A 22727-nucleotide genomic window follows, 5' to 3' on the forward strand; every position below is an offset into this window, starting at 1 on the left:
CTTGTCATCCCGTGGCGGCGTTGTTGCGTAGATCGAAAAACGCCCTCGGTGTCATCTAATTGCTTGACCACAGCATCCAGTTAAAAATATTAATAATATTGATATTTTTAGTTGTTTTTCTGGATCTAGTTCCCAAGCAACTAGATGACACCGAGGGCGTTTTTCGATCCACGCAAGCAAATCCTCATGCGGGAATGACATCGAAGCAATAGATATCGTCATTGCGAGGAAAAACTATAAGTTTTGACGAAGCAATCTAGTAAAATGCATAGCATTTTTATTATTTTTCCTGGATTGCCACGCTCCTTGTAGTTGCATAGCTTATGACGATATCTATACTTGGTTAGTAATACCAAAAAATTAAATTAATTTCCTAGTACTTCCACAATAATACTTTCAAAATAATTTTCTTATTTTAAATTCTTGCCGATGTAGCTCAGCTGGTAGAGCGGCGCATTCGTAATGCGTAGGTCTGGGGTTCAAATCCCCACATTGGCACCGTTAAACACAAGATGAATTATTAACAATCCTACATAATTAAACTCAATTGGATTTGGCAACATGCATTAATACAAACGCTTATAACTAATAGGCAAACTGGCGAACAACTAGCTACCTGCTCTCAATTCAGGATATACTGCTAATAAATGAAAAGTTGGGTAGATGAAGTTTTATTTGGAAAAGGGCATGGAGTCTGTAAGCCGAGGAGCGGAGCGTACAAAGGTACGTGAGCATCTGAGGGTTACAAAGACGACATAGCCAATTTTTCAAATAAAACGAGTATACTATAGTCGGTTCAATTTGATGATTTAATAGAACTAATTAATTCCATTATCTCATTCCTTTCAAAAAGGTTGCTTATGTTGTTTAAGTTATTATCTATATTAATTTTATCAAAAGCTTTGTAATGCTCTTGCAAAAGTAAATTTTCTAAATAATTAGTAAGCGAATCGGCAAATTTTTGATTATTATAAGTTTTTTTTTGCTTTTTAAAATCTTCTAATGATACTAGGTTGTCCTTAGAATCATTCGCATGGATAATATTACTCTGATCGGATTGAGTAAAATAATTATAAATTCTTTGTATTTTATCAGTATATTGGTAATTAAGCATATAATCAATTTTACTATAAAGATACATTGATCTTAAAAACATTAGATTTTGATATTCTGGAATTTTAGGATAGAGATATTCACCTTTCCAATGAGTCCATAAATTAGATGAAAAAAAACCTAAAACATATCCTCCGGCATAACGTAAATTATCAAACTCTATATCATCTTCTTCAAATAAAGAAGACAAAGCTTTTGAAAATGAGTCAACCATCTCTTTTATTATAGTTTGAGTATCAATTTTAATAGAAATATTAGGATATTTCTTAGTTACTTCTTTTTGAAAAACTTTAAAAGTAGGAAGTGCTACTTTTTTAATTTTAAAAATTAAGAAAGAGTTATAGATTAATTTTGAATATTCTTCTTTTTTTCTTTGCATGATTGAATCTAATCTAAAATGTTATTATGGGACTGTGAAAAAAATAATTTAAAATCTAATTACTTACCCAATCGCCCTTATCGTTTTTATGATATTTCTTTTCCACAGCTGACCATGCTACTTTATGTGCAACGGTTTCTCTAGAATCGTTATCCCGTCTTTTTTCAGGAGATTTATATTGTTCAAATGCATGGTTAAAAGCTTCACGATAAATATCTTGAGCGTGCTTTGGAAGATGATTTTTGACTGAATCGGGTAGGTCGGTATTGTGTTTTTGTAAGGCATAAAAACCTCTGATATATAGTATTGTTTGGTGTCATTCTAGCGTGAGGTTTGCCCGTGTGGATTAGTTTTTCCGTCTGAGCTAAGGAAATTACGAAGTAATTGACGAAGCAAGGAAGTAAAAAAATGCTAACTTATAGTATTTTTTATTATTTTCTCTGGATTGCCACACTCACTTCGTTCGTTCGCAATGACGTTTTTTGAGCCATGCAACAAGACCAGCATCAAGCGGGAATGGAATGACATATAAGATATCTTATAACATCAAAGGTTTTATTTCTAGAAAAAAGTTAAACTTAATTTTATGACCATAAACTTTTCATTTTGTTAAAAAAGCTGCCATCATTTTCTTTTTCATTTACGGATTCTTTTCTCAATTCTTCTAATAATTCTTTTTGTCTTTTTGATAAATTTTTAGGCACTTCAACATGCACATGTGCAAGCATATCGCCTCTAATAGTTGACCTTATTTTAGACATACCTTTGCCGCGTAATCTTAGCTGATCACCGTTTTGTGTTCCTGCTGGGATGGTTAGATTTACTTTGCCGCCTTCAATTACCGGCACCGCTACTTCTCCGCCAAGGGCAGCATTTACAAAACTAATAGGTAGTTTGCAATGTAAATTTGCTCCATCTACCTTATAAATATCATGAGGTTTTATTGCGATATCAACATATAAATCGCCATTATTGCCGCCTCTAATACCTGCTTCACCTTCGCCTGGATGTCTTATTCGAGTACCATTTTCAACACCTGCGGGAATATTTACAGATAAATTTCGCTGCTTGTGGTAACGCCCCAAGCCGTGGCATTTTTTACAAGGGTTCTTGATAATTTGACCATTACCTTGACATTTATGACAAGTTTGTTCAATCATAAAAAAGCCTTGCTGAACTCTAGTTGCACCTACGCCGCCACAAGCATCGCAAGTAGTTGCAGTTTCCCCTTTTTCAGAGCCGCTACCATGACAAGTATCGCATTTTACTTCACTGGAAAAACTGATATTTTTCTCTACGCCATGAAATGCTTCTTCTAAATTAATAGTAAGATTATATTTTAAATCAGAGCCTCTAACCTTACTTGAAGTTGGCTTTCTTCTGCCACCACCGCCCATAAAGTCGCTAAAGAAATCACCAAATATATCGTTGATATCAGCACCGAAAGGATGACCGCCCTGACTGCCAGCTCCGCCTCTTGCTTGTTGATTTTGGAAAGCATCATGTCCAAATCGGTCATAAGCTGCTCTTTTCTGTTCGTCTTTTAAAACTTCATAAGCGGCATTGATTTCTTTAAATTTTTTCTCGGCGTTTGTATCACCAGCTGCGGCATTATCAGGGTGATATTGTTTGGCTAACTTGTGATAGGCTTTTTTAAGATCAGCACTGCTTGCTGTTTTGCTAACTCCAAGGATTTGATAATAATCTTGTGACATGAAATTATATTATATGGTTGTTTGGGGCTATGTATAACTAATAAAACGTCATTGCGAGGAAATTACAAAGTAATTGACGAAGCAATCTCAGGATGTTTAATGAGATTGCAACAAAGCTACGCTCCTCGCAACGACGTTCTACTTTACTTCTTCTCTACATCTTCAAAGTCTGCGTCTACTACTTTTTCGTTGCTAGCAGTATTTTCTTCAGAAGCACTACCAGCAGCACCAGCATCGCTTTGTGCTTTATACATCGCTTCGCCGATTTTCATACTAGCAGCGGTTAAGCTTTCGGTTTTTTCTTTAATTAATGCAGCATCTTCTGAATCTAAAACAGCTTTTAAAGCAGATAAAGCATCTTCTACCGCTCCTTTATCTTCAGACGATAATTTATCGCTATAATCTGTTAAGGTTTTTTCAGTAGAATAAATTAAGCTATCAGCAGCATTTTTTGCTTCAATAAGCTCTTTACGTTTTTTATCCTCATCGGCATTTTTCTCAGCATCTTTAACCATTTGCTCGATTTCCGCATCGCTAAGACCGCCGGAAGCCTGTATTGTTACTCTTTGCTCTTTACCACTAGCTTTATCTTTAGCCGAAACATGGACTATGCCGTTTGCATCAATATCAAAAGTCACTTCTATTTGCGGCACGCCACGTGGAGCAGGAGGGATTCCTTCTAGATTAAACTGACCAAGCATTTTATTATCTTTTGCCATTTCACGCTCACCTTGGAATACCCTAATAGTTACTGCATGCTGATTATCATCGGCAGTAGAAAATACTTGGCTTTTCTTACTTGGGATTGTGGTGTTACGATCGATTAATCTTGTAAATACGCCGCCTAAAGTTTCAATACCAAGAGATAGAGGTGTAACGTCTAATAATAATATATCAGTTACTTCTTTGTTTAATACTCCACCTTGGATCGCTGCACCAAGAGCTACAACCTCATCAGGATTCACGCCTTTATGTGGAGCACGCCCGAAGAATTTTTCCACCGCTTCTTGTACTTTCGGCATTCTAGTCATACCACCAACTAGCACTACTTCTTGAATATCGGCAGCTTTTAAGCCTGCATCCTTTAAAGCTTTGCGGCAAGGTTCTATGGTTTTCTCAATTAAATCATCGACTAATTTTTCAAGTTCTGCTCTAGTAAATTTAATATTTAAATGTTTTGGACCGCTACTATCAGCTGTGATATAAGGCAAATTAATATCAGTAGTTAATGCAGATGACAATTCTTTTTTAGCTTTCTCAGCTGCTTCTTTTAAACGCTGAAGTGCAAGTGGATCGTTACGTAAATCAATCCCACTTTCTTTTTTGAATGTATTTATTAAATGCTCTAATACTCTTGTATCAAAATCTTCACCACCAAGGAATGTATCGCCGTTAGTTGATTTTACTTCAAAAACACCATCACCAATTTCAAGGATTGAAACGTCGAATGTTCCACCACCAAGATCATAAACCGCAATAGTTTTGCTTGCTGATTTATCAAAACCATAAGCAAGAGCTGCCGCAGTTGGTTCGTTGATTATTCGAAGTACTTCAAGCCCAGCGATTTTACCAGCATCTTTTGTTGCTTGACGCTGTGCATCATTAAAATAAGCAGGCACAGTAATAACTGCTTGTGTTACTTTTTCACCTAAATAATTTTCAGCTGTTTCTTTCATTTTTTGTAAAATGAAAGCACTAATTTGGCTAGGTGAATGTTTTTTCCCTTCAACTTCAACCCATGCATCACCATTATCAGCTTTAACTATATTATATGGCACTATTTCTTGATCTTTTTTAACCATTGGATCGGTAAAATTTCTACCGATTAATCTTTTTACTGCATATACAGTATTACGTGGGTTAGTTACAGCCTGTCTTTTAGCGGACTGCCCAACTAACTTTTCACCATTTGCGAAAGCTATAATCGACGGCGTAGTTCTCTCACCTTCAGAGTTTTCTATTACTTTTGGCTCCTTACCTTCCATCACTGCAACGCAAGAGTTGGTAGTTCCAAGATCTATACCTATTACTTTTCCCATAAATCCTCTATTAATTTTTTATTTTGTTTATTGCTTTTTATTTGATATAGTGCTGATCTAATGATTTTACAAGAGGTGGGAATGAAAAAATTATTAATTTTACCAAAAATTTTATTTATCGTTAATCTATTTTTATTAAATAATATAGTTTTAGCGTCGTCGGAAATAAGTAGTACTATATTTGAAAAAGCTAAGAAAGCGATTGTAACGATTGATACTAGAATTGCTGTATCAGCTTATGAAGATACAAATAGCTGGACAGGAACCGGATTTATTAATGATAAGAAAAATGGTTATATAATTACTAACACTCACGTTATTGGGCTTAGTGCAATCGGTACTTATTTTGTTACCTTTTATAATGGTGAGCAAGCTGAGGCAAAATTAATATATTATGATATTTGGCAAGATTATGCCGTTTTAAAAGTGGTTAGTAACGATATACCGGAGTCGGCAATGGAAATACCATTTTCTAGCGAATCTCCGAAATTAAATCAGAAAGTTTTTGTAGTCGGTAACACCGAAGCACAAGGTTTTTCTTTCCATACAGGTTATTTATCTGATCTATATAATATTGATGGTATGATGCCGCAAGGTACTTATATAATTAATTTAAATATTACTGGTGGTGCTAGTGGCTCACCAGTGCTTAATGATAAAATTGAGGCTATAGGCGTATTATATGGTGGTGGTAAGACCCACTCTTTAGCGTTGCACGGCGATTATGTAATCCGCACTTTAGAAAGCTTAAAGAATAATAAAGAACCGATAAGACAGCATATGGGAATAATAAGCGATCTATATTCATTAAATAAAGCTGTTAGACATAATAATTTCCCTAAAGAAGAAATGGATAAATATATAAAGAAATTTCCCGATAGTAGAAATAGAGTTATAAGCGTTAAGACGGTTTTAGCCGGTTCGCCTGCTGAAAAAGTCTTGAAAGCCGGTGATATTATTTGGGCTATTAATGATAAAGAGCTAGGTGGTAATTTAGCGATGTTTGATAGAGAAATGGACAATTCTAAAAACGCCGTTACGAAACTTGTTATATTCCGTGATGGGAAAAAGCTTGAGCAAACAGTAAATCTATATAACGTCAATAATAATAAAATCAGTAGAATGGTAAATTTTGGCGGTGCTATATTTTTTGAAGTAGATGATTATTTTAGTAATAAATCAGGCATTCCACTTAAATCCCTAGCTATAGCTTCTGTTCAGTCCGGTAGTAGTTTTAGCTCTATACCAACATTTTTTACTAAAGACTATAAAAATGTTTACAGACTACAAATTTTTGAGATGAAAGATTTAAAGCTAAATAATCTTGATGATTTAATAAAGCTTATGCCGAATATTACTAAAGATAAATTTATAACTATAAGGTTTAAAAATTACCAACCATATTATGCTCATTTTGGTTACAATGAAATTATTTCGTCTCATGATGAAATGAGTGCAGACATAACTTTAGATTCCATAGACACTAAGCCGTATATACTTAAATATAATAATGTTTCTCATGAATGGAATACAGAAAATATAAAGCTTCAGTAACTAATTTAGTTGTGATAAATTAACAATCGTTAATCAATTAAATAATATCAAATTCAACTCTGGTTATTGTGTTGTTTCTTCTAAATTTATAAACTTTAAATTACTAAGAATTTAATTTTTATCAATTTAGGAGAAATGATGACTAAATATATAACTAACTTAAACATACCCCCCAATAGTAATATAAATGATATCTATAATTCAATTACTCCTAGAAAAGAAGAAGCAATTATAGAATCTTTAATTTTACAAGAAAAATTTCAGCCATTAGATTTACAATTTCTTAAAACAGCAAGTCTTCTTAAAAAAGAAAATTCTGAAAGTTCTAACATGCTAAAACACTATGTTACTAGTTATGATAAAGAAATCATTGAAAATATTTTTCGTTAAGCACATGATAATGGCGAAAAGGATTTAGTAGCAAAGATGTTGGAAATAGAACCTAAATTAGCAAGATTTTGCCAAAAACAAGAACTCGAATTAGTAGGAGATGACCAACCCCCGCAAGATCAAGTTTAAAAAAGCCTAAACCATTATAATTTATTATTTTAAGCTCTAATTATTATAATTTAGGAAAAAAAATGAAGAAGCAAAAAAAACAATTATCCGTACCTAGTTTAGATTTAAGTGTTACAAAAAAAAGCAAATCAGAAGATTTACCACCTCCACCTAATTCTGAAGAAGATAGAATAACTACACCTACTTCAGCACCAATTCTTTCAGATTGTAAAGAATTAGATTTAAAAGATTGTGAAAATTTAAATAAAAATGAATTAAAAAAATATTTTAAGTCTATCAATGAACATAATCAAAGTATTTTTTGTCAAGCAGTAGAACAAAATAAGAAAGAATTAGTAAAAGATATATTGGCAATAAATTCTGATTTAATAGACGTAAAAACTAAATTAGAGGGACATAATATTCTGCATAAAGCTCTTGCTGGTATAGTAGATGCAGAAATGGTAAAAATATTATTGGAAAATGAACCTTATTTAGTAGAAAGAATAGACAATCAAAGTCTAAATCCTTATATGTTCGGTGAAATATATGGTTTTGGCATAGAAGCTCAAAATGAACAAAATAGTAAAATTAAAAAAGTAATAAAACGTTATGAGAAAAAAGTTGCTAGCGGTAAAGTACCTATTAGAGAATCAAAATCATTATTTATTAAAGATACTAAAGAAACTCCAGATAGTTTAAAGTTTTTGCAATATTTATATGATAAAGGAAATGAAGAAAATTTAAAATTTTATATAGCTGTTAATTTAAAACAGAATAAAGATGTTTTTCATCAAGCAGTGATGTCAAATAAAAAAAAGTTAGTAAAAACAATATTAAATTATGATCCTGAATATATAGATTATACTAATTCGGAAGGTCATAATGTACTGCATATAGCACTTAAAAATAAAGCAAAAGCAGATGCAGAAATGATAGAAATATTACTGCAATGTAAACCTAAACTAATAACAGAAAAGAATAAGGAAAATTTGACTCCTCTTATGTTTGGAGAAAAATATGGCTTTAGTAAAGTGCTATCAAAGAAAGAAATTAGTAAAATAAAAGTAATACTGAATGACTATGGGAGAGATGCTATTAGTTATAATTCGTATTTGTCTGATTCGCCTAATGAAAAAATGGTAGATTGCGAGGACGAATTACTAGGGAATAATAAAATAGATGATTTAGGAGGGATTAATGGGACAGCAATATAACATAAATAATAGTGATGATGGGATAACAGTTGAAAATACGTTACAATTTTTTAAAGATAAACTGTATCTTTGTAAGCATTATATATGCTCTATGACCAAGAATAGTAGGGATAAATTAAAGTATAGTGAGAAATTAATATTAGATAAGGTATTAAGTTTAGCAATTAAAAATGAAGAGTATGTATTACTTGATGAAATGATAAAACTAGTACCTGATTTAGAAAATTATATGTATAAAAAAGGTTTTATGGATGATAATAATTATTATGTCCTGCCTATGGGAGTGGATAGCTGATATGTTGAAGTTCGGCTAAGGTAAATCGTGGTTGTTCGTATATCATTCCTGTGAGAACAGGAATGATATACGTAGATTTATAATTCGGTGACTGGCATTTCGCCTAAATTTTCAACTTGATAAAATTTTGTTTCATATCCGTCATGAGATTCAGTTCGTATTAAATTTTCTGGCTGCTTCATTGCCTCTTTTACTAACTTTACTCTCTCCGAAATAAAATCTATATTAGTTGCTGTTTGTAGAGGAAAATCTTGTATTACTTCTACTTTTTTACCTCCGCTAGCAGCAGTTATTTTAATTATTTCACTATTTGCTTCATATGCATAATTTTGAATTTCATCAAAATATATGAGCTTACCATCAGCGTCAAAGCCCATTAATTGTTGTGCTTTCAATAATTCTTGTTTTGCTGTTACTACTAACTTTGCTGTTTCTTTTGGTAATGACGGTAGCTCAAATTTATTTGTTGAATTTTTTGTTTCAAATAATTTTTCGTATTGAAATTTATAATTTACTAGCTTTATTTCATCATTTGGTTTAGTAAGATTTTTAATAGCCTTAAAAAGCCATTTTCCTGTTGTGTTAAAGGTTTTTACCATATTATTATGATCTTAAGTGCATATGTTTCTCTAAATTTATTTCGAGTCGGCAATATACAAATCTTGTTTAAGTATGTTAACATAAATTAATAAATCTTATATTAAATATTAATAAAAAGTAATTATCATAATTTCCTTTCACAAAAGCAAAATAAACTGATATTAATATAAAAAGATGTTAGGGGATTATTTGTTATCCTGGAGCAGAGTTGCCCGTGAATTGGGAATCGTCATTGTGAGGAGAGGCAATGCCGAGGGCAGAGGCAATCTCAGGAATATTATACTACCTCATGAGATTGCCACGCTCATTTCATTCGCTCGCAATGACACTTATAATCCAACCAGCATCTTATAATCAAAAAAAGTCTAAAAAATTATGCGTTATTTATTTATTGTTTTCCTACTCGTATTTGTAAATGGTTGTAATTTAAAACCTGTTTATAATACAGAATATAGTAATAGTGAGGTAGTTAAAAATTTAGAATCTATTGAGGTAGAGCCTATTAAAACAATAGAAGGGTCTGAATTTTATCACCGATTAACAAGTATCTTGCCACAAAAAACAAAAGCAAAATATATTCTTAAGGCAGAATTAGCAGGAGCTACTACGCCTGCTACCATAGAAAAAAACTCGAATGTTTTAAGGGAGTATATTAATCAGTTAGTCAAATATCAATTAGTTGATATAGAAAGCCAAAAAATATTAATCAAAGAAAAATTTTATCAATCAACATCATATAATTCTATTTTTACCCCTTATGCTTCAAGTGTTGAGAGAGATGAAACAGGAATAGACCTTGCCTATGCGGCAGCTGAAGAAATTCGCAGCAGACTAATTTTATACTTTACTCGAAATAATAATTTATGAAATTCTATTTTTTGCAAATTAATCGTTTATTTGAATTAATAGCCAGTGGTAAGGTTAAGGCTCTATTATTATATGGTCCTGATAAAGGTTATATAGATAAAATTTGCCGTCACTTAGTGAAAAAGTTTAACATGCTGCAAACTTCTATAGAATATAGTGACCTTAATATTTCTTCTTTAGAGATATTACTTAATTCGCCTAATTTCTTCAATCAGAAAGAATTAATTAGAATTAAAGGTGTGGAAAATTCAATTGATAAGAATTTAAAAGTAATTCTAAATGATAATTATATTAATTTTCCTGTATTTATTGGTGAAGATATTACCTCAAGCAGCAGCTTTAGAAAATTTTTTGAAACTGAAGAATCACTAGCTTCGCTTGCTTGTTATCATGATGATGAAGCAAAAATTGAGAAGATAGTTTTAGAAAAATTAGCTAAATGTAATAAAATTATAGATAGGGAAGCACTCATTTATTTAAAAAATCATTTAAAAGGGGATCATGAGTTAGTTTCCAACGAGATAAATAAGTTGATATATTTTGTGCATGATAAACAAGAAGTTACCTTAAATGACATTAAAGAGGTGCTAAGTAGTGAGATCATAGCTAATGGTAGCGATTTAGCAATGTACTTTTCACAAAAAAATTACGTCAGTTTTTTAAAAGAACTAGATATATTAAAAAAGCAAAATATAAATGAAGTGCTGATGATTAGAGCCTTAATAAGGCATTATCTAAATTTATATATAGTGTTGTCGAAAGTAAAAAATGGGGAGCGTGTTGATTCTGCAATAAAATCGCTATCACCGCCTATTTTTTATCAGTATATTAATGATTTTACCAAAATAGCAAATAGCCTTAGTCTAGCTGAGTGCTTGAAGACTTTAAGAATATTGCAACAAGCGGAAGTGGATTATAAATTAAATCCTGCTGGGTTTGATCTTTTACAAAAAATCGTTGATGTCATCCCTGCTTTTAGCTACGAATGACATTAAAGGAATATATCATTATGCCAAGACCTGATTTTTCTGATCCTGATAAACAAATTCAAGAGATAATTAGAGTTAACCATGCTGGTGAGTATGGAGCAAAAAGGATTTATCAAGGACAGTTAAAGTATACTAAATCTCAAAATGACTATGTATTAATTAAAGAGATGCTAGAGCAAGAAGAAGTGCATCTAAATTATTTTGAGAAAAAATTATTAGAGAAGAAAGTAAGACCTACTGCCTTATTATCTTTTTGGCATCATTATGGATTTTTACTTGGGGCTGTATCTTCTAAAATTGGTACAAAAACAGCAATGTTAGTTACGGAGAGTGTAGAAGAAGTAATAGAGAAGCATTATGCACAGCAAATAAATTATTTGGAAAATAAAAACATTGAACCAGAATTATTAGATAATATTGTAAAATTTCGGTTAGATGAGATTGAACATAAAGACACGGCTATAATAAATGATAGCGAGCAAGCAATATTTGCGAAAGCAACAAGTAGTGTAGTAAAAGCGATTTGTAGAATTGCTATTAAACTAAGCAAAAAGATTTAATCCTCAATGCTATCATATCCAAGAAGTTCTGAATATATATTTTCTATGTCTTGGGTAGGCTGTTTATACAACTCTGCTTGTTCAAAATATTTCTTACTTTCTTCAATATTCCCAAGTTTTTTATAGCAATACCCAATCTTAGAGAGAGCTTCTTTCATATCGCAGCAATAGTTATCGCTACCAAAAAATTTAATTATTTCAATTTCTTGTAGAGTTAAGCCTAAAATTACGTTAGCATCTTCATCAGTATATGACTCTAAATTGCTTAAATCGTGTTTTTTACTTTTCATGTATTAGGAATTAAGAAAAAATAGGGTGCCAGGGGTTAAGCTCCGTTGTTACAATATAACAACCTCCATTATACTTCATGATTTTACTCACTTATAATAACAGACCCCTGGCATAAACTTGACTTATAAGTTTTTGACAGATTGGTCTTGCAACAATGGAGCTTAAACATCATTAGCGTTTCATATATTAGTTGAATAATATAAATAGTCAAGAGGTTTTAGTTGTTATATTGATAAAAAATGTAATTTTCAGTTAATAAGTACTATTTTTTATATTTTTTGGGTGATATTTTGTAGTAAAATTTGCTTTTAAATAAATAATAATTTATATTTACATGTGTAATCAGAAATAAAAAAATAAAAATGAATAACTCTCATCCTAATACTAAATCTCATTTATTTCATATAGTTGATCCAAGCCCTTGGCCTATTTTAACTTCATTTGCTTTACTTATTTTAGTTGCGGGTGGCGTTTCATTTATGCATAGCTATAAATTTAACCATTACATACTAGCTTTTGGAGTTATTTCAGTAGCTTATTGCTTATATTCTTGGTGGAGAGATGTAATAAAAGAGGGAATAATAGATCATAGTCATACCGAGCCTGTTAGACATGGTCTAAGAATTGGGATGGCTTTATTTATTTTAACTGAAATAATGTTTTTTGGAGTATTTTTTGCATCTTTCTTTAAATCAAGTTTATCACCTGTTGGTCTTTTAGATGGTGTATGGGTAATAAAACAAGGCGTATGGTCGCCACCTAACATTAAAGTTTTTGATCCATTTGATATTCCTTTTATTAATACTTTAATATTACTTTTATCTGGTACTACTGTTACTTGGGCTCATTATGCCTTAGAAGAACGTAATCAAAAAGATTGTGTAACGGCTCTTGGTCTTACTATAATTCTTGGAATATTCTTCACTTGTATGCAAGCATATGAATATTACCATGCTGCTTTTAAATTTACTGATGGTATATATCCGTCTAATTTTTATTTAGCAACTGGCTTTCATGGTGCACATGTAATTATAGGTACTATATTTTTAATAGTATGCTATTTCAGGGCGAGAAGAGGTGACTTTGCTATTAAAAATAATGGGCATTTAGGATTTGAATTTGCAGCATGGTATTGGCATTTTGTTGATGTAGTATGGTTATTTTTATTTACTTTTGTATATATATTTGGTAGTTAGTCATAGACTATAGACTATAGACCATAATATGTGATTATAATGTTACTTAAAACAAGTATTTTTGCAATATTTTGGTATATTAATCTAAATTACATATATTTATAGGTTGATTTATATGTATATAGAATATACATTAATCTTTAAATAACTAATCATAATTGAGGTAAAAAATATGAATTTGCGTAAATTAAATGAAGAATTAATTGATTACAACATGTCGCTACGTCTATTATTTATGGTACTTGGTTTAGCTATTATAACAATGTCCATGGATAGTTTAGCTACAGGTAGCGTTGGTGATCCAGTAGGTGCGGCATTATGTAATGTAATTTTAATATTTAGAGGTAATACAGCAAGAGGTATAGCTGTTGTTGGTATAATCGTGTTAGGTATTCAAACACTTAGAGGAAAACTACAATGGGAAGTAGCTTTAGTTATAGTTGCGGCAATTATAATATTATTTAAAGCTCCAGACATAGTATCTATGGTATCAGGTAGTACTGGTAATGCTAATTGTGGTACCACCAGCGTTACTTCGTAATTGTTAACATTTAAGTTCTAAAGATAAAGTACTCATAAGATTTGCTCTTATGGGTACTTTTTCTTTTTTTAAGATTTAAAAGCTCAAACATTATAAATTCTAGTTTCTATTAAAATAATAAAAACCCTTATCAAAAACACACAAAACCTAGCAAAAATATATAAGTTTACAAAATTTTAGAAATTGAATTCTTGAAATCCTTTAAACCTATATGTATATTTAGGTATTAACTGAATTTAAGTTCTTATGAAATTAGCAAAAATATTAAGTGCCCTTTTATGCCTAGGGCTAATTCTAAACGGATGTAAAAGCAAAAAAAGTAACGATGATTTAGTTACTCCTATTTCTACTCTTTATAATGAGGGTGTTACTCTGCTTGAGAAAAAGAAGTATAAAAATGCTGCTGAAGAATTTGGAAAAATATTTTATCAGCATCCGGGTAATGAATTTACGCCGCAAGCAGAGTTGATGCAGGCTTACTCATTATTCCTTGCTGCTCAATATGAAGAGGCAGTTGATGTACTCGATATTTTCATTAATCTACATCCTGCAAATGTTGATATTGCTTATGCATATTACCTTAAAGCTCTTTCATATTATATGCTAATTTCTGATGTGAATCATGATCAATCTAGAACTTTCTTGGCTAAAGATAGTTTTGAAGATCTAATTACAAAATTCCCAAATACTAAATATGCTATTGATTCATCTTTAAAAATTGATTTAGTAAATGATCATTTAGCTGGTAAAGAGTTAACAATTGGTAGATTCTATTTAAAGAAAAAGAATCCAATGGCAGCAATTAATCGATTTGAAGAAGTAGTCGAAAATTATCAAACTACCTCTCATTGCGTAGAAGCTTTATATCGTTTGACAGAAAGCTATATGATGCTTGGATTACCGGATGAGGCAATGAAATATGCTTCGGTTCTTGGTCATAACTATCCAGATAGTAAATGGTATAGCTATGCTTATAAATTAATTAAAGGATACAATATTGGTAAATAAATAGTATGTATACGAAGATCAATTTCAAAAAGAGCAAGGAATCCACAAGACGAGGAACGGAGCGTATATTAATACGTGAGTACCGGAGTACTTGTAGGACGACGAAGCCAATTTTTGAAATTCATCGAGTAGACTATGTTTCATAGTCTTTCAGTTAGAAACTTTATCCTGATAGACGAGTTAGAAATCGAATTTATTAATGGTTTATGCGTTATTACCGGCGAAACCGGTGCCGGTAAGTCTATTTTACTTGATGCTATTTTATTTTGTTTAGGCTATAAAACTTCAAGTGCCGGTATAATAAAGCATGGAAAAGATTATGCAGCCGTTAATATAGTCTTTTCATTAAATGATGAAATAAAAAATTTCCTAACTCAAAATTTTATTGAATTAGAAGAATCACTGTTTATAAAATGCATCCAAAAAGCAGAGGGACGCAAAAATTTCTTTATCAATAATCAAGTAGTTAATAAAGCTATTATGCAACAATTAGCTACTTATTTATTTGAACTTCACGGACAAAACAATAATATTTCCCTTTTAGAAATCAATACGCAGCGTGATATTTTAGATAATTTTGGAGATCTTTTAGAACTTCGTATGCAGCTTGCCAAGTGTTATCAAGCGTGGCAGAATATCCGTAATGAAATAGCCGAAATAGCACTTAAACAAAATTCTATAGAACAAGAAATTGATTATTTAAACTTCGTAACCGAAGAGCTGACTAAGCTTAATGTTCAAATAGGTGAAGAAGAGCAGCTAACAAATATACGAAAAGATTTGCAAAATAAAGATAAGGATTTGCAGCTAATCAAAGATATTCTAGAGCAGGTTAATAATCCTGAAATAAATAGCTCAATTAGTAAAGCGGAGAAACTATTAGCAAAGCAAAGTCAAAATGAAGAATTCGTAAATATTTCGACAAATCTTGAAGAAGCTTATAATAATTTGGAAGAGGCGAGACAAAATTTATCGAATCTTCTAGAAAATTTTAGCAAGTTAGATTATAACCTTGAAGAAATAGAAGAAAGATTATTTGCAATAAAAGCGATTAGTCGGAAATATAATGTTTCTGCTGACACACTTAAGACATTTTTAGAGGAATCTTTAAATCAGCTAAATAGCTTGAAAGGGAAAATAGCAAATCAAGCAGAATTGCAAGTGCAAGAAGCAAAATTAAGTACAGAATATTATAAGCTTGGTAAGGATTTATCGGGCAAACGTCTTGCGGCAGCAAAGCGTTTAGAAGAGGTGCTGCACTATGAATTAAAGCAATTAAAAATGGAAAAAGCTACTTTTCATGTTAATATAGCAGAAAGAAAAGAAGCGGCAGCATATGGCATAGATGATATAGTTTTTAAAGCTTCCACCAACCCGGGGATGTCTCCAGAGGCAATTAATAAAATCGCTTCGGGCGGTGAATTATCAAGATTTATGCTTGCTTTAAAAACTTCCTTATTTAATAAAATGGTTAAACCTGCTATTATATTCGATGAAATAGATGTGGGAATTGGCGGTGAGGTTGCAGATAAAGTTGGTGAAAGGCTCAAAAAGCTTAGCTCAGCTACGCAAGTGATAGTTATAACGCACCAGCCTCAAGTAGCGGGAAAAGCAGATTTGCATATAAAAATTGAGAAAATGCAATTAGAAAAAGAAACAAAGGTAACAGTAAAAGCTTTAAATTTAGCCGAAAGACAGCAGGAACTTGCCCGCATGATTTCAGGCAAAACAATTACTGAGGCAAGCTTAAAGGCGGCTAAGGAACTACTGCGTTCGTGACAAACGTCATTGCGAGGAGAATTACAAAGTAATTTGACGAAGCAATCTCAGGAGTTTTTTTATTGCTTCATGAGATTGCCGCGCTCATTTCATTCGCTCGCAATGACAAAAAACAAGGAATATATGAACAATTACAAAAAACTAGAAAATGAACTTTCAACCATCTCAAATTTTGAAAATATCTTAAGCATATTATATTGGGATATAGCAGTAAATATGCCTATAGGATCAGGGGAAAGTAGGACAAACGAGATGGTATCTTTAACTTCGCTAGTTCATTCTCTGGTTAAATCCCCGTTGCTTAAAGAGTTAGTTAGCAGAGCAAAGGAAGAGGCAAAAAATCTTGATGAATGGCAGAATGCTAATATAAGAGAAATTGAGCGGAAGATATTAGATGCAAATTGTATCGATGAGGAGCTACAAAAGAGATTAGTAGCTGCAACTACTAAATCTGAACTTGTTTGGCGAAAAGTGAGAAAGACTAATGATTATAATTTATTTAAGCCTCATTTGCAGAAAGTTTTAGATTATACAAGAGAAGTTGCTAAAGTACGTGCAGGTGTATTTAATTGCAGTCCTTACGATGCATTAATTGATATGTATGATCCAAGTAGAACAAGCAGCGAGATTAAAAAAGTTTTTTTATATGTTAAAGAAAATCTTTCTGAGCTTATTGGTAAGGTTTTAGAAAAGCAGAAAAGTCAAAAAGAACTGGTAAAAAGTACTGAATTAAGCCCTGAAATACAAAAAAATATCGGCAAGCGTATAATGGAAATTATGCAGTTTGATGGGAGCAGAGGGCGGTTTGATGAATCTACTCATCCTTTTTGCGGTGGAACACCAAATGATATACGCTTAACTACCAGATATGATAAAGATAATTTCATAAGCGGCTTAATGGGGATTATTCACGAAACTGGACATGCTTTATATGAGCAGAACTTACCAGAAATGTACAAGGGGGGGCAGCCGGTCGGACGTGCTAAAGGCATGGCTTTTCACGAAAGTCAGTCTTTATTTATGGAGATGCAAGTAGGTAGGTCAAGAGAGTTTACGGAGTTTTTAGCAAAATTACTTCGTGATGAATTTAACCTTAAGTCGGAAGAATATTCGGCAGATAATTTATATAGGGCAATTACGAAAGTTGAGCCGGATTTTATCAGAGTTAACGCTGATGAGGTAACTTACCCAATGCATGTAATATTGCGTTTTGAAATAGAAGAATTGCTTATTAGCGGTGAATTAAATCTTGATGAATTGCCAAATTTTTGGGATAGTAAGATGCAGGAATATTTAGGAATAAAACCTAGAAGTTTTAGCGAAGGATGTTTGCAAGATATTCATTGGTCTAGCGGATGGTTCGGTTACTTTCCAGCTTACACAAACGGGGCAATTATTGCATCAATGGTAATGAAGAAAGTAAAAGAGATAAACAAAAACGTAAAAGATGATATTTTAAAAGGTGACTTTAGTAACTTAAATAATTATTTGAATAAAAATTTCAGAAATTTCGGTTCACTAAAAAATTCGCCTGATTTGCTAAAAAGTGCTAGCGGTGAGGAGAATATAAATCCTGAAGTGTTTATTAAGTACTTGGAAGAGAAGTATTTGTAATAAATGAGGTGTCATGCCGTGGCGGCATTGTTGCGTGGATTAGGTTTTCCGTCATTGCGAGGAAATTACGAGGTAATTGACGAAGCAATCTAGTAAAAAAAATGCTAACTTATAGCATTTTTTATTATTTTTTCTGGATTGCCACGCTCATTTCATTCGCTCGCAATGACGACTTAGTATTCACGCAACGATGCCTATGTGGAAATGACATAGAACATCTCCTCGCAATGACGTTAAAAAATTAAATTATCATAAAAATAATATGGAAGAAAATTTAAAAAAGACAGGTTTTTTATTCGGTGGGAACGCTGTTTTTATTGAAGAACTATATAAACAATATTTAGAAAATCCTGCTTCAGTTGATCAAACTTGGCAAGAGTTTTTTGTGGGCGTTAAGGATAGCAATCAGCTTCTTAATAAAAGTACTGCTAAAATAATTTTAAAAGCCGTTGCCGCAGAAGAGTCCAAAACTTCAGAAAATCCTACATCCACCCCAAATAATTTTAATGTCGGTGCGATGATAAAAAATTATCGTAAATATGCCCATTATCTTGCAAAGCTAGACCCTCTAGGGCTTGAAGTTACTAAAACTAAAGAGGATTTAAAGCTTGGTATAGAGAATTTTGGTTTTACAAATGATCAGCTTGGTAAAGTAATAGAGCATAAATTTTTAGATAAAACGTATAGCTTAGGTGAGTTGGTTAATTTTCTTGATAAAACTTATGCAGGTTCTATTGGAACTGAATTTGAGCAGGTAGAAAATGAAGAGGAAAAAAATTGGTTATATTCTAAATTAGAATCAGGTGTTATTTCATTTTCCTCGGAAGAAAAGAAAAATATCCTAAATGACTTAGTGGAAGTAGAAGGATTTGAGCAATATCTACATACAAAATTCCCAGGGGCTAAGCGTTTCTCGGTAGAGGGCGGTGATGCTTCCATAGTTGCCATGAATAAAGCTATTGATTTATCTCTGCATCAAGGTGTGGAAGAGATCGTCATAGGAATGGCTCATCGTGGAAGATTAAACACGCTAACTAAAGTAGTCGGTAAACCTTATAGAGCGGTTATCGCAGGCTTTATAAGTGGTAGCGTATTCCCTGACGAGCTAAATGTTTCAGGTGACGTAAAATATCATTTAGGCTATTCATCGGACAGGGTCATAGGTGATAAGAAGATACATTTGTCGCTAGCTGATAACCCGTCACATTTAGAAGCTGTAAACCCAATAGTTGCAGGTAAAGTAAGAGCAAAACAGGACATACTTAAAGATCCTAAACGCAGTAAAGTCAAAGCTATTTTAGTCCATGGTGATGCTGCTTTTTGCGGTCAAGGAGTTGTGGCAGAAAGCTTATCTATGTCACCCCTAGCTGCTTATAATATTGGTGGAGTTCTACATTTCGTAATTAACAACCAACTAGGTTTTACAGCGAATGCTGCCGATACCAGAGCCAGCAGATATTCTACAGAATTTGCAAAAATAATAGCAGCACCGATTTTGTATGTTAATGGTGATGATATAGAAGCAGTCTTAAAAGCTACAAATATTGCGGTGGAATATAGGCAGAAATTCGGTAAAGATGTTATTGTGGAAATCATTTGCTACCGAAAATATGGGCATAATGAGGGTGATGAGCCGATGTATACACAAGGTAAAATGTATAACATCATCAAGAGTAAGCTAACGCCTGGAAATATTTATGCAAATGAGCTAGTGAAAAATGGCGTAATCGATAATAATTATTTTGCTAAATTAAAAGAACAGTTTAAAGCAAAACTGGATAAGGAATATGAGCAGGCTAAAAATTATAAGGCAGAGGCTCATTTCTTAGGTGGTTTATGGCAAGGTATTACCCGCACTCGCACACAAGCAGCAGTAACTGGGGTAGATAAAAAGACTTTGCAAAATCTAGGGATTAAGCTATGCGAAATGCCGAAAAATTTTGCTGTTAATCCAAAATTGGTTAAGTTATTTGATGCTAGAAAAGTTGCTTTAACAGCAGATCAGCCTATTGACTGGGCAACAGCTGAGCAGCTCGCTTTTGCAAGCCTGCTTACATCCGGTACTAATATAAGATTAACAGGGCAAGACTGCGGACGTGGTACTTTCTCACATCGTCATTCAGTGTTACATAGCCAAGTTGATGATACTACCTATATACCTTTAAATAACTTGTCCAAAGAGCAAGCAACATATGAAGTAGCAGATAGTAATTTATCCGAATATGCTGTGCTTGGTTTTGAATATGGTTATTCACTCGCAAACCCAAAAAATCTAGTTTTATGGGAAGCTCAATTTGGTGATTTTGCTAACGGAGCTCAGATTATTTTCGATCAATTCATTTCAAGCAGTGAAACAAAATGGCTTCGCATGAGCGGACTAGTAGTTTTACTACCGCATGGCTTTGAGGGTCAAGGACCGGAACATAGTTCAGCAAGGCTTGAGAGATTCCTGCAGCTAGCAGCAGAGGATAATATGTATATTACATATCCTACTACGCCTGCTTCAATTTTCCATCTGCTTCGTCGTCAAATAATTGATAATGTTAGAAAACCATTGATCGTGATGTCGCCGAAATCCTTGTTGCGTCATAAGAATGTGGTTTCTAAACTTGATGAATTAGGTGGTAATACTACTTTTTCGCCGGTTTTAGATGAAGTAAATAAACTGGAAGCAAGCAATGTTACTAAAGTAATTTTATGCAGTGGTAAGGTATATTATGATTTATTCGAAATGCGTGGCAGTAATAGTAATATAGCAATTATTAGGCTTGAACAATTATACCCATTTGAAAAAAAGGTTGTAGTAGAGCTGTTAAAAAAATATAATAAAGCAAGTGAATTTATTTGGTGTCAGGAAGAGCCAATGAATATGGGAGCTTGGAGATATATAACCTCTCACCTAAATAATGCTTTAAAAGAAGCAGGAATTAATAATAAATTCAAATATATAGGTAGAGAAGAATCAGCATCTCCAGCAGTTGGCTCATTACAAGCACATAATAAGCAACAAGAAGAAATACTAAAAAAAGCATTAAATTAAGAGATAGCTTTGAAATTTGGTGTCATTCCGTGGCGATTTTACCAGTGTGTATCAGTTTTACCGTCATTGCGAGGAAATTACGAAGTAATTGACGAAGCAATCTAGTAAAAAAGTCCTGAGATTGCCACGTTCCTTGCAGTCACTCGCAATGACGACATTGAAGCCACGCACCAAAGTCATAAACTATATAATAATTTAGGATAAAAATAAGGAAACAAATATGGGTGTTAAAATTATAGTGCCGTCTCTCGGTGAATCGGTAACAGAAGCTACTATTGCCAAATGGTATAAGAAAGAGGGCGACGCTGTTAAAACCGATGAATTATTATTGGAAATTGAAACTGAGAAAGTAACATTAGAAGTTAATTCCCCGTGCAATGGTACTATAGGTAAAATAATAAAAGCTGACGGAGCAAATGTTGCAGTTGGTGAAGAAATAGGCGATATAAATGAGGGGGAAGCTGTAGCAACAAATAGTAACGAAGCAGCAAAACCTCAAACAGCTTCCCAGCCTGTTCCAGAAAAAGTACCAGAAAAGCCAGCAGTTGCTAATAATACCCTTGCTCCATCTGTGCAGAAATTAGTTACTGAAAATAAGCTTGATCCAAATAATATAAAAGGAACAGGCAAAGATGGTAGAATTACCAAAGGCGATGTATTAGAGACTATGAACGCTCCTATTCCTGCCACTACTCCTACCACTTCTTCAGCTAAAACTAGTGAAGAAAGAGTAGAGCGTGTGCGTATGTCACGTTTGCGTAAAACCATTGCACAGCGTTTAAAAGACTCGCAAAATACAGCTGCTATTTTGACTACCTTTAATGAAATTGATATGTCAAAAGTGATAGCTCTGCGTGGTAAGTATAAAGATGAGTTTGAGAAAAAGCACGGCGTAAAGCTTGGCTTTATGTCATTCTTTGTTAGAGCAACTATCGAAGCGTTAAAGCTTATTCCGTCAGTAAATGCTGAGATAGATGGTGATGATTTAGTATATAAAAATTATTACGATATAGGTGTAGCAGTTGGAACAGAGCAAGGTCTTGTCGTACCGGTTGTTAGAGATGCTGACAAAATGGGATTTGCTGATATTGAAAAGACAATAGGGGGACTCGCTAAAAAAGCAAGAGATGGTAAGCTTTCTATGGCTGATTTATCAGGTGGCACATTCTCGATTTCTAATGGTGGTGTATATGGTTCGCTTTTATCTACTCCTATTATTAATCCGCCTCAATCTGGTATTTTAGGACTACATAAAACTGAGGAAAGAGTAGTGGCTATAGATGGTAAAATTGAAATACGTCCGATGATGTATATAGCTCTATCATACGATCACCGCATAATTGATGGAAAGGAAGCTGTTTCATTCTTAGTAAAAATTAAAGAGCTAATAGAAAGTCCTGAAAAGCTACTGCTAAACTTATAGTTTGCTTGG

General features: G+C 32.8%; 20 protein-coding genes and 1 tRNA gene. 15 read left to right on the forward strand and 6 right to left on the reverse strand.

Annotated features, from left to right (window positions below; all coding sequences use genetic code 11):
* Positions 1-425: 425 nt before the first annotated feature.
* A tRNA-Thr gene (locus AAGD54_RS07570) sits at positions 426-498 on the forward strand.
* 298 nt (positions 499-796) lie between these two features.
* On the opposite strand, the gene AAGD54_RS07580 is transcribed toward AAGD54_RS07570, so the two are convergent.
* From AAGD54_RS07580 to dnaK, 4 genes are all read right to left on the reverse strand, one after another.
* Positions 797-1492, reverse strand: a complete 696-nt coding sequence (locus AAGD54_RS07580) for a hypothetical protein (RefSeq protein WP_341794508.1) — start codon at positions 1490-1492, stop codon at positions 797-799.
* A gap of 55 nt (positions 1493-1547) precedes the next feature.
* Positions 1548-1799: a ChaB family protein gene (locus AAGD54_RS07585; RefSeq protein ID WP_341795205.1), complete on the reverse strand. Its 252-nt coding sequence runs from the start codon at positions 1797-1799 to the stop codon at positions 1548-1550.
* A 277-nt stretch (positions 1800-2076) separates the two neighbouring features.
* On the reverse strand, positions 2077-3207 hold the full coding sequence (gene dnaJ / locus AAGD54_RS07590; protein WP_341794509.1) for a molecular chaperone DnaJ: 1131 nt from the start codon (positions 3205-3207) through the stop codon (positions 2077-2079).
* A gap of 143 nt (positions 3208-3350) precedes the next feature.
* Positions 3351-5246 carry a molecular chaperone DnaK gene (dnaK, locus tag AAGD54_RS07595; protein WP_341788341.1) on the reverse strand — a complete coding sequence of 632 codons (1896 nt, stop codon included), beginning with the start codon at positions 5244-5246 and terminating at the stop codon, positions 3351-3353.
* 60 nt (positions 5247-5306) lie between these two features.
* On the opposite strand from dnaK, the gene AAGD54_RS07600 reads away from it, so the two are divergent.
* The 4 genes from AAGD54_RS07600 to AAGD54_RS07615 all read left to right on the forward strand — a co-directional run bounded on the left by AAGD54_RS07600 (position 5307) and on the right by AAGD54_RS07615 (position 8810).
* A complete protein-coding gene (locus AAGD54_RS07600; protein WP_341794510.1) occupies positions 5307-6800 on the forward strand; it encodes a S1C family serine protease in 1494 nt (497 codons plus the stop codon).
* A gap of 135 nt (positions 6801-6935) precedes the next feature.
* Positions 6936-7190, forward strand: coding sequence for a hypothetical protein (locus tag AAGD54_RS07605; RefSeq protein WP_341794511.1), 255 nt, complete (start codon positions 6936-6938; stop codon positions 7188-7190).
* Between the two features lie 191 nt (positions 7191-7381).
* On the forward strand, positions 7382-8515 hold the full coding sequence (locus AAGD54_RS07610) for an ankyrin repeat domain-containing protein (protein WP_341788338.1): 1134 nt from the start codon (positions 7382-7384) through the stop codon (positions 8513-8515).
* Complete coding sequence (locus AAGD54_RS07615; protein ID WP_341788337.1) at positions 8499-8810, forward strand: hypothetical protein; 312 nt, start codon at positions 8499-8501, stop codon at positions 8808-8810. The genes AAGD54_RS07610 and AAGD54_RS07615 overlap by 17 nt, the downstream gene beginning before the upstream one ends.
* A 77-nt stretch (positions 8811-8887) precedes the next feature.
* On the opposite strand, the gene AAGD54_RS07620 is transcribed toward AAGD54_RS07615, so the two are convergent.
* Positions 8888-9409 carry a hypothetical protein gene (locus AAGD54_RS07620; protein ID WP_341788336.1) on the reverse strand — a complete coding sequence of 174 codons (522 nt, stop codon included), beginning with the start codon at positions 9407-9409 and terminating at the stop codon, positions 8888-8890.
* A gap of 376 nt (positions 9410-9785) precedes the next feature.
* Here AAGD54_RS07620 and AAGD54_RS07625 point away from each other — a divergent pair, with 376 nt between their 5' ends.
* The 3 genes from AAGD54_RS07625 to AAGD54_RS07635 are packed head-to-tail and all read left to right on the forward strand — an operon-like array spanning position 9786 to position 11826.
* Positions 9786-10277, forward strand: coding sequence for a hypothetical protein (locus AAGD54_RS07625; protein WP_341788335.1), 492 nt, complete (start codon positions 9786-9788; stop codon positions 10275-10277).
* A complete protein-coding gene (holA, locus tag AAGD54_RS07630) occupies positions 10274-11266 on the forward strand; it encodes a DNA polymerase III subunit delta (protein WP_341794512.1) in 993 nt (330 codons plus the stop codon). Before AAGD54_RS07625 ends, holA begins: the two co-directional genes overlap by 4 nt.
* Before the next feature lie 20 nt (positions 11267-11286).
* A complete protein-coding gene (locus AAGD54_RS07635; RefSeq protein ID WP_341789241.1) occupies positions 11287-11826 on the forward strand; it encodes a demethoxyubiquinone hydroxylase family protein in 540 nt (179 codons plus the stop codon).
* On the opposite strand, the gene AAGD54_RS07640 is transcribed toward AAGD54_RS07635, so the two are convergent.
* Entirely contained in the window at positions 11823-12116 is a 294-nt protein-coding gene (locus AAGD54_RS07640) for a tetratricopeptide repeat protein (protein WP_341788333.1), read from the reverse strand. The two genes, AAGD54_RS07635 and AAGD54_RS07640, sit on opposite strands and share 4 nt — an antisense overlap.
* 363 nt (positions 12117-12479) lie before the next feature.
* On the opposite strand from AAGD54_RS07640, the gene AAGD54_RS07645 reads away from it, so the two are divergent.
* The 7 genes from AAGD54_RS07645 (at position 12480) to odhB (ending at position 22718) form a co-directional block, all read left to right on the forward strand.
* Positions 12480-13313 (forward strand): cytochrome c oxidase subunit 3, encoded by an 834-nt coding sequence (locus AAGD54_RS07645; protein ID WP_341794513.1) that lies wholly within the window; start codon positions 12480-12482, stop codon positions 13311-13313.
* A 172-nt stretch (positions 13314-13485) separates the two neighbouring features.
* Positions 13486-13854 carry a TrbC/VirB2 family protein gene (locus tag AAGD54_RS07650; protein ID WP_341788331.1) on the forward strand — a complete coding sequence of 123 codons (369 nt, stop codon included), beginning with the start codon at positions 13486-13488 and terminating at the stop codon, positions 13852-13854.
* 246 nt (positions 13855-14100) lie between these two features.
* A complete protein-coding gene (locus tag AAGD54_RS07655) occupies positions 14101-14862 on the forward strand; it encodes an outer membrane protein assembly factor BamD (RefSeq protein WP_341788330.1) in 762 nt (253 codons plus the stop codon).
* A 135-nt stretch (positions 14863-14997) separates the two neighbouring features.
* The gene (recN, locus tag AAGD54_RS07660) at positions 14998-16641 is read left to right on the forward strand and encodes a DNA repair protein RecN (RefSeq protein ID WP_341794514.1); all 1644 of its coding nucleotides are present in this window, start codon (positions 14998-15000) and stop codon (positions 16639-16641) included.
* A 123-nt stretch (positions 16642-16764) separates the two neighbouring features.
* Positions 16765-18255, forward strand: coding sequence for a carboxypeptidase M32 (locus AAGD54_RS07665; RefSeq protein ID WP_341794515.1), 1491 nt, complete (start codon positions 16765-16767; stop codon positions 18253-18255).
* 262 nt (positions 18256-18517) lie between these two features.
* Positions 18518-21295: a 2-oxoglutarate dehydrogenase E1 component gene (locus AAGD54_RS07670; protein ID WP_341794516.1), complete on the forward strand. Its 2778-nt coding sequence runs from the start codon at positions 18518-18520 to the stop codon at positions 21293-21295.
* Positions 21296-21515: 220 nt separating this feature from the next.
* Positions 21516-22718, forward strand: a complete 1203-nt coding sequence (gene odhB, locus AAGD54_RS07675) for a 2-oxoglutarate dehydrogenase complex dihydrolipoyllysine-residue succinyltransferase (RefSeq protein WP_341788326.1) — start codon at positions 21516-21518, stop codon at positions 22716-22718.
* Positions 22719-22727 lie beyond the last annotated feature (9 nt).

The organism is Rickettsia endosymbiont of Rhinocyllus conicus, assembly GCF_964026465.1.
In the GTDB taxonomy this organism is placed as follows: domain Bacteria; phylum Pseudomonadota; class Alphaproteobacteria; order Rickettsiales; family Rickettsiaceae; genus Rickettsia.

Coding starts and splice junctions, on each gene's coding strand:
- AAGD54_RS07625 (WP_341788335.1), top strand. CDS start 9,786: ATGCGTTATTTATTTATTGTTTTCCTACTCGTATTTGTAAATGGTTGT.
- AAGD54_RS07615 (WP_341788337.1), top strand. CDS start 8,499: ATGGGACAGCAATATAACATAAATAATAGTGATGATGGGATAACAGTT.
- AAGD54_RS07600 (WP_341794510.1), top strand. CDS start 5,307: ATGATTTTACAAGAGGTGGGAATGAAAAAATTATTAATTTTACCAAAA.
- AAGD54_RS07665 (WP_341794515.1), top strand. CDS start 16,765: ATGAACAATTACAAAAAACTAGAAAATGAACTTTCAACCATCTCAAAT.
- AAGD54_RS07655 (WP_341788330.1), top strand. CDS start 14,101: ATGAAATTAGCAAAAATATTAAGTGCCCTTTTATGCCTAGGGCTAATT.
- AAGD54_RS07670 (WP_341794516.1), top strand. CDS start 18,518: ATGGAAGAAAATTTAAAAAAGACAGGTTTTTTATTCGGTGGGAACGCT.
- AAGD54_RS07650 (WP_341788331.1), top strand. CDS start 13,486: ATGAATTTGCGTAAATTAAATGAAGAATTAATTGATTACAACATGTCG.
- AAGD54_RS07610 (WP_341788338.1), top strand. CDS start 7,382: ATGAAGAAGCAAAAAAAACAATTATCCGTACCTAGTTTAGATTTAAGT.
- dnaK (WP_341788341.1), bottom strand. CDS start 5,246: ATGGGAAAAGTAATAGGTATAGATCTTGGAACTACCAACTCTTGCGTT.
- recN (WP_341794514.1), top strand. CDS start 14,998: ATGTTTCATAGTCTTTCAGTTAGAAACTTTATCCTGATAGACGAGTTA.
- AAGD54_RS07620 (WP_341788336.1), bottom strand. CDS start 9,409: ATGGTAAAAACCTTTAACACAACAGGAAAATGGCTTTTTAAGGCTATT.
- dnaJ (WP_341794509.1), bottom strand. CDS start 3,207: ATGTCACAAGATTATTATCAAATCCTTGGAGTTAGCAAAACAGCAAGC.
- AAGD54_RS07605 (WP_341794511.1), top strand. CDS start 6,936: ATGATGACTAAATATATAACTAACTTAAACATACCCCCCAATAGTAAT.
- AAGD54_RS07640 (WP_341788333.1), bottom strand. CDS start 12,116: ATGAAAAGTAAAAAACACGATTTAAGCAATTTAGAGTCATATACTGAT.
- AAGD54_RS07635 (WP_341789241.1), top strand. CDS start 11,287: ATGCCAAGACCTGATTTTTCTGATCCTGATAAACAAATTCAAGAGATA.
- AAGD54_RS07580 (WP_341794508.1), bottom strand. CDS start 1,492: ATGCAAAGAAAAAAAGAAGAATATTCAAAATTAATCTATAACTCTTTC.
- AAGD54_RS07645 (WP_341794513.1), top strand. CDS start 12,480: ATGAATAACTCTCATCCTAATACTAAATCTCATTTATTTCATATAGTT.
- odhB (WP_341788326.1), top strand. CDS start 21,516: ATGGGTGTTAAAATTATAGTGCCGTCTCTCGGTGAATCGGTAACAGAA.
- holA (WP_341794512.1), top strand. CDS start 10,274: ATGAAATTCTATTTTTTGCAAATTAATCGTTTATTTGAATTAATAGCC.